At 64.6% G+C, this 5,792-nt stretch carries 7 protein-coding genes and 1 pseudogene; 7 read left to right on the plus strand and 1 reads right to left on the minus strand.

The genetic code is table 11. The features are described from left to right. Together murD and AC04L7_RS11190 are read left to right on the plus strand one after the other, a co-directional pair. Nucleotides 1–210: pseudogene (gene murD / locus AC04L7_RS11185) on the plus strand (UDP-N-acetylmuramoyl-L-alanine--D-glutamate ligase); the annotation flags it as partial. A gap of 74 nt (nucleotides 211–284) precedes the next feature. Beyond that, nucleotides 285–1,067: a dienelactone hydrolase family protein gene (locus AC04L7_RS11190; protein WP_475513017.1), complete on the plus strand. Its 783-nt coding sequence runs from the start codon at nucleotides 285–287 to the stop codon at nucleotides 1,065–1,067. Nucleotides 1,068–1,083: 16 nt separating this feature from the next. Here AC04L7_RS11190 and AC04L7_RS11195 read toward each other — a convergent pair whose 3' ends face one another. After that, nucleotides 1,084–2,082: a polyprenyl synthetase family protein gene (locus AC04L7_RS11195; protein ID WP_435999901.1), complete on the minus strand. Its 999-nt coding sequence runs from the start codon at nucleotides 2,080–2,082 to the stop codon at nucleotides 1,084–1,086. Nucleotides 2,083–2,235: 153 nt separating this feature from the next. Between AC04L7_RS11195 and AC04L7_RS11200 the strand changes: the two genes are divergently transcribed. From AC04L7_RS11200 to AC04L7_RS11220, 5 genes are all read left to right on the plus strand, one after another. Next, a complete protein-coding gene (locus AC04L7_RS11200; protein WP_296278818.1) occupies nucleotides 2,236–2,733 on the plus strand; it encodes a single-stranded DNA-binding protein in 498 nt (165 codons plus the stop codon). A gap of 69 nt (nucleotides 2,734–2,802) precedes the next feature. Further along, nucleotides 2,803–3,858 carry a dTDP-glucose 4,6-dehydratase gene (rfbB, locus tag AC04L7_RS11205; protein WP_435999898.1) on the plus strand — a complete coding sequence of 352 codons (1,056 nt, stop codon included), beginning with the start codon at nucleotides 2,803–2,805 and terminating at the stop codon, nucleotides 3,856–3,858. A 12-nt stretch (nucleotides 3,859–3,870) separates the two neighbouring features. Further along, entirely contained in the window at nucleotides 3,871–4,758 is an 888-nt protein-coding gene (gene rfbA, locus AC04L7_RS11210) for a glucose-1-phosphate thymidylyltransferase RfbA (protein ID WP_435999896.1), read from the plus strand. Next, nucleotides 4,755–5,312, plus strand: coding sequence for a dTDP-4-dehydrorhamnose 3,5-epimerase (gene rfbC / locus AC04L7_RS11215; protein ID WP_475513018.1), 558 nt, complete (start codon nucleotides 4,755–4,757; stop codon nucleotides 5,310–5,312). Before rfbA ends, rfbC begins: the two co-directional genes overlap by 4 nt. Next, nucleotides 5,309–5,792: SDR family oxidoreductase (locus AC04L7_RS11220; RefSeq protein WP_475513019.1), on the plus strand; the 484-nt coding region annotated here is incomplete at its 3' end. The genes rfbC and AC04L7_RS11220, both read left to right, overlap by 4 nt.

The raw sequence follows: 5,792 nt of genomic DNA on the forward strand, positions 1-5,792 counted from the left end.
GGGTTCACGCTGATCGGCGTGGAGACGTTGCCGCAGGCGATCGCCGCCGCACGCGAGGCGTTGGGCGATGAGGGCGTGGTGTTGTTGTCGCCTGGTGCGCCCAGCTTCGGTCAGTATCGCGACTACGTGGCGCGCGGCAGGCACTTCGCGGAACTCGCCGGATTCGACCCGGATGCGATCACGTCGATTCCAGGCCTGGGGGCCGGCTGAGGCCGCACGCCTCGTCAGATCGCGTGAACACGGCGGGCGTACACTCGCAGGCCATCCCCCAAGGAGATCGCGCGATGCGCCGCATGTTGCTCTTGCCCTGCCTGCTGTCCCTGCTGTGGTCGCCCGCATTGCTGGCGGCGCCCGTCGCCAAGCCGGTGGAATGGAAGATCGGCGGCGATACGTTCGCCGGTGTGCTCGTCTACGACGATRCCGTGAAGAAACCGCGCCCCGGCCTGGTGATGGTGCCCAACTGGAAAGGCGTGAACGCGTCCGCGATCGAGAAAGCGCACTTGGTCGCCGGCGACGACTACGTGGTGCTGGTGGCAGATGTCTACGGCAAGGGTATCCGCCCGAAGACCGATGCCGAAGCCGGACCGGTGGCCACCGCGATGCGCGCGGACCGGCCGACATTGCGCGCGCGTGTGCAGAAGGCGGTCGAGGTGCTGAAGCAGCAACCCGGAACGCTGGTCGACGCGACCCGCATCGGCGCATTCGGTTATTGCTTCGGTGGCAGCACGGTGCTGGAGCTCGTTCGTGCCGGCGACGCGTTGTCGGGTATTGTCAGCCTGCATGGCGGGCTCGCCACCGATCTGCCGGCGGCCGGTCCGGTGAAGTCACCCGTGCTGGTGCTCAACGGGGGCGATGACACCTACGTATCCGCGGCGGAGATCACCGCCTTCCAGGACGAGATGCGCAAGGCCGGCGCCGACTGGCAGTTCGTCAGCTTCGGCGGTGCGGTGCACTGCTTCGCCGAATCCGATGCGCAGAATCCGCCGGGCTGCGTGTATCACGCGCCGTCGGCAAAGCGCGCCTACCGGATGATGGCGGACTTCTTCGCCGACGTATTCGCCCGCTGACCGGGCGCGGGCGCGCTCAGTGCCCGCGCTCCACCGCATAACGCGCCAGGCCGCGCAGGGCGGCGAGCGCCTCGGATGCCGGCAGGCCGTCGAGCGCCTGCTCAGCCAGCGTCGCGTAGTGGTGCGCACGCGCGCGGCTGTAGTCCAGGCCCCCGGTCGCACGGATCGCCGCCAGCACCTCGGGCATCCCGTCCGCCTCGCCGGCCTGCACGATGGTGCGCAGGCGGTCCGCGGTGGCCGCATCCGAGTGGCGGATGGCATGGATCAGCGGCAGGGTCGCCTTGCCCTCGGCGAGGTCATCGCCCAGGTTCTTGCCCAGCGCCTCGGCATCGGCGGTGTAGTCGAGCACGTCGTCGGCGATCTGGAAGGCATAGCCCAGCGCCATGCCGTAGTCGTAGAGGCGACGTTGGGTGGCGGTATCGGCGCCGGACGCCAGTGCACCCAGTTGCGTGCCCGCCGCAAACAGGACGGCCGTCTTGCGCTCGATCACGCGCAGGTAGGCGGCCTCGTCGGTGTCGGGGTTGTGGACGTGCAGCAGCTGCAGCACTTCGCCTTCGGCGATCCGGTTGGTCGTGTCGGCCAGCAGGCGCATCACGTCCATGCGGTCCAGTTCCACCATCAGCTGGAAGCTGCGCGAATACAGGAAATCGCCGACCAGCACGCTCGGCGCGTTGCCCCACAGGGCGTTCGCCGTGCTGCGGCCACGGCGGAGGTCAGATTCGTCSACCACGTCGTCGTGCAGCAGGGTGGAGGTGTGGATGAACTCGACGATGGCCGCCAGTTGGTGATGGTCCGGCGCGGTCGGTCCGCAGGCCAGCCCGGCCAGGACCACCAGCATCGGCCGCAGGCGCTTGCCGCCTGCCGAAATGATGTGGTCGGCGATCTGGTTGATCAGGACCACGTCCGAGGCCAGCCGCGCCCGGATCAATGCGTCGACAGCCGCCATGTCCGCTTGCGCGAGCGACTGGATGGCGGGGAGGGTCAAGGCGGAACGGGGGGAATCGACGACGGACATGGGGCGAGGTGCCGGAAAGTCACGTAATTATAAGGTCTGGCGTGCGGCAATGCCCTACATGTGAGCCGGTCGGCGGCCGATGGCGGKACCCCGACGGGTATACTTCACTGGTCTTTGCCCGCGCTCGGCGGGCATCCCTGAACGGATATCGATATGGCCCGCGGCATCAATAAAGTCATCCTGGTCGGCAACCTCGGCAACGACCCAGAAACCCGCTACACCCAGGGTGGCATGGCGATCACCCGCATCAGCCTGGCGACCACCAGCGTGCGCAAGGACAAGGACGGCAACCAGCAGGAGCGCACCGAATGGCACCGCGTGGTGTTCTTCGGCAAGCTCGGCGAGATCGCCGGCGAATACTTGCGCAAGGGCAGCTCGGTGTACGTGGAAGGCTCGATCCGCTACGACAAGTACACCGGCCAGGACGGGCAGGAGAAGTACTCCACCGACATCATCGCCGACGAGATGCAGATGCTGGGCGGCCGTGAGGGTGGTGGTGGCGGTGGCATGGGCGGCGACCGCCCGGCCCGCGCGCCGCGCCAGGACTATGGCAGCCAGGGGGGTGGCGGCGGTCAGCGCCGTTCCGCGCCTGCACCGACTTCGCAACCGGCGCCGATGGACGATTTCGCGGATGACGACATTCCGTTCTGAGCTTCCCAACGTGTATGGGTTTAACCGGGATCTGGCGTGACCAGGACTAATTGAAGAAAGGAGCAACACATGCCTACATGGCTTGTCACCGGCGGCGCCGGTTTCATTGGCGGGAACTTCGTGCTGCGCGCTGTCGCCAGCGGCATCAAGGTGATCAACCTCGACGCACTGACCTACGCCGGCAACCTGGATACCCTGGCGTCCCTCCAGCACAATCCGCTGCACGTATTCGCGCAGGGCGATATCGGCGACCGGGATCTGGTGTCGCGACTGCTCCGCGAGCACCGCCCCGATGCGGTCGTCAACTTCGCGGCAGAAAGCCACGTCGACCGTTCCATCGACGGGCCCGGCGCCTTCATCCAGACCAACGTGGTGGGCACGCTGGGCCTGCTGGAGGCGACGCGCGACTACTGGAAGGCATTGGAGGGCGAGCGGCGCGGAAATTTCCGTTTCCTGCACGTCTCCACCGACGAGGTCTACGGATCGCTGGGGGAGACCGGAAAGTTCACGGAAACCACGCCTTACGCGCCCAACTCCCCGTACTCGGCGTCCAAGGCCGCGTCCGACCATCTGGTCCGCGCCTTCCACCACACGTATGGTTTGCCGGTCCTGACGACCAATTGCTCGAACAACTACGGCCCGTATCATTTCCCCGAGAAACTGATTCCGCTGATCATCGCGCGGGCACTGGCGGGTGAACCGCTACCAGTGTATGGCGATGGCAGGAACGTGCGCGACTGGCTGTTCGTCGGCGACCATTGCAGCGCGATCCGCCGGGTGCTGGAGAAGGGCCGCGTCGGCGAAACTTATAATGTCGGCGGCAATGCCGAAAAACAGAACCTCGAGGTCGTGCACACGATCTGCGCGTTGCTGGATGAGCGCGTGCCGCGCGCTGATGGGCAATCCCGCAGCTCCCAGATCACCTTCGTCGCAGACCGGCCTGGCCATGACCGGCGCTACGCGATCGATGCATCGAAGTTGCGCGACGAGCTGGGCTGGGAGCCCGAGTACACCTTCGAACAGGGCATCGCCGAGACCGTCGACTGGTACCTGTCCAACCAGGATTGGGTGAAGCGCGTGCTGGACGGCAGCTACCGCCTGGAACGCATCGGCACGGCCGCGTAAGGGAAGACGACGATGACAAAGCGCAAGGGCATTATCCTGGCGGGCGGCTCCGGCACCCGCCTGTATCCGCTGACGCAGGCCATCAGCAAGCAACTGCTGCCGGTCTACGACAAGCCGATGATCTATTACCCGCTCAGCGTGCTGATGCTGGCGGGCATCCGCGAAGTGTTGGTGATCAACACCCCGCACGAACAGGCGCTGTTCAAGGCGTTGCTGGGCGATGGATCCCAGTGGGGCATGGATATCCAGTATGCCGTTCAGCCGAGCCCGGACGGGTTGGCGCAGGCCTACCTGATCGGCAAGGAGTTCGTCGGTGGAAAGCCGAGCTGTCTGGTTCTAGGCGACAACATTTTCTACGGGCATGGCTTCACCGAGCAGCTGCGGCGGGCAGACGCGCGCGAGGAGGGTGCCACGGTATTTGGCTACTGGGTCAACGATCCCGAGCGCTATGGCGTCGCTGAGTTCGATACGGAGGGGCGCGTCGTCGACATCGAAGAGAAGCCAGCGAATCCGCGATCGAATTACGCCGTAACCGGACTCTATTTTTACGATGGGAATGCTAGCGACTACGCGGCGGAGCTGAAACCATCACCGCGTGGCGAGCTTGAGATCACCGATCTCAATCGGCGATACCTGGAAGCCGGCGCGTTGCACCTTGAGCCGCTCGGGCGCGGGCATGCATGGCTGGACACGGGTACGCACCAGTCGTTGCTCGAGGCATCCACCTTCATCGAGACCATCGAGGCGCGTCAAGGCTTGCGCGTGTGCTGCCCGGAAGAGATCGCCTTTGGTAACGGTTGGATCGATGCTGCGCAGGTCGAGAAGCTCGCCGCGCCGCTGGCCAAAAACGGGTACGGGCAGTATCTGCTGTCGCTGGTCGCCCGTGGAATCGTGCGATGAAWATTGTCGAAACGTCTCTGCCAGGTTGTGTGGTGGTTGAGCCGGCGGTCTTCGGAGATGAGCGCGGTTTCTTCTTTGAGACATGGAATGCCGATCGCTATGGCCAGCATGGGCTCCCCACAGCATTCGTTCAGAGCAACGTGTCCTCCTCGGCGCGTGGCGTGCTGCGTGGCCTTCATTACCAGTGGCCCAATCCGCAGGGCAAGCTTGTCAGCGTCGTCGAAGGCGAGGTCTACGACGTGGCGGTCGATATCCGCCGTGGCTCGCCCACCTTCGGGCAATGGGCAGCCGTAATGCTGAGCGCTGAGAACAAGCGGCAGTTCTGGATCCCGGAAGGTTTCGCGCACGGTTTCGCAGTTGTCTCTGAGCGCGCAGTCTTCAGCTACTTGTGCACTGCCATGTACGATAAAGCGGCTGATGCCGGCGTGCGCTGGGATGATCCCGCCATTGGCATCGACTGGCCAATCAGCGAACCCCAACTCTCCGAGAAGGATGCGGCTGCTCCATTTTTGGCTGATATTGCGCGGGATCGGCTGCCCGTTATCGAGTCATGAGGCTACTTCTGCTAGGGGCCAATGGCCAGCTTGGACTGGAGTTGAGCAAGAGTCTGACGGCAAGTGGTGATGTGATTTCAGCGACACGGACGGGAGTGTTGCCGGGAGGCGAGTCGTGCGAAGTTGCAGACTTGGATAGGCCAGAGGATTTGCCAGAGTTGGTGCGCAGAGTCGCGCCGGACGTCGTGGTCAACGCGGCAGCCTATACCGCTGTTGATCGTGCGGAGGACGACCGCGCCGCCGTTGTTCGAGCCAACACTCACTCGCCGAATGTTTTGGCGCGCGCATGTGCTGAACGCGACATCCTACTTGTCCATTATTCCACCGACTATGTGTTCGATGGTCGTGGGCGGCGTCCTTACAGAGAAGAGGATCCCACGGCTCCGTTGGGCGTCTACGGCGCCAGCAAACTGGCTGGCGAGGAGGCCATCAAGGCTGTAGGAGGCCGACATCTGATTTTCCGCACCGCCTGGGCATATG

The sequence above is a fragment of the Pseudoxanthomonas sp. LjRoot204_2 genome (genome assembly GCF_056175765.1).

Coding starts and splice junctions, on each gene's coding strand:
- AC04L7_RS11200 (WP_296278818.1), top strand. CDS start 2,236: ATGGCCCGCGGCATCAATAAAGTCATCCTGGTCGGCAACCTCGGCAAC.
- rfbB (WP_435999898.1), top strand. CDS start 2,803: ATGCCTACATGGCTTGTCACCGGCGGCGCCGGTTTCATTGGCGGGAAC.
- rfbA (WP_435999896.1), top strand. CDS start 3,871: ATGACAAAGCGCAAGGGCATTATCCTGGCGGGCGGCTCCGGCACCCGC.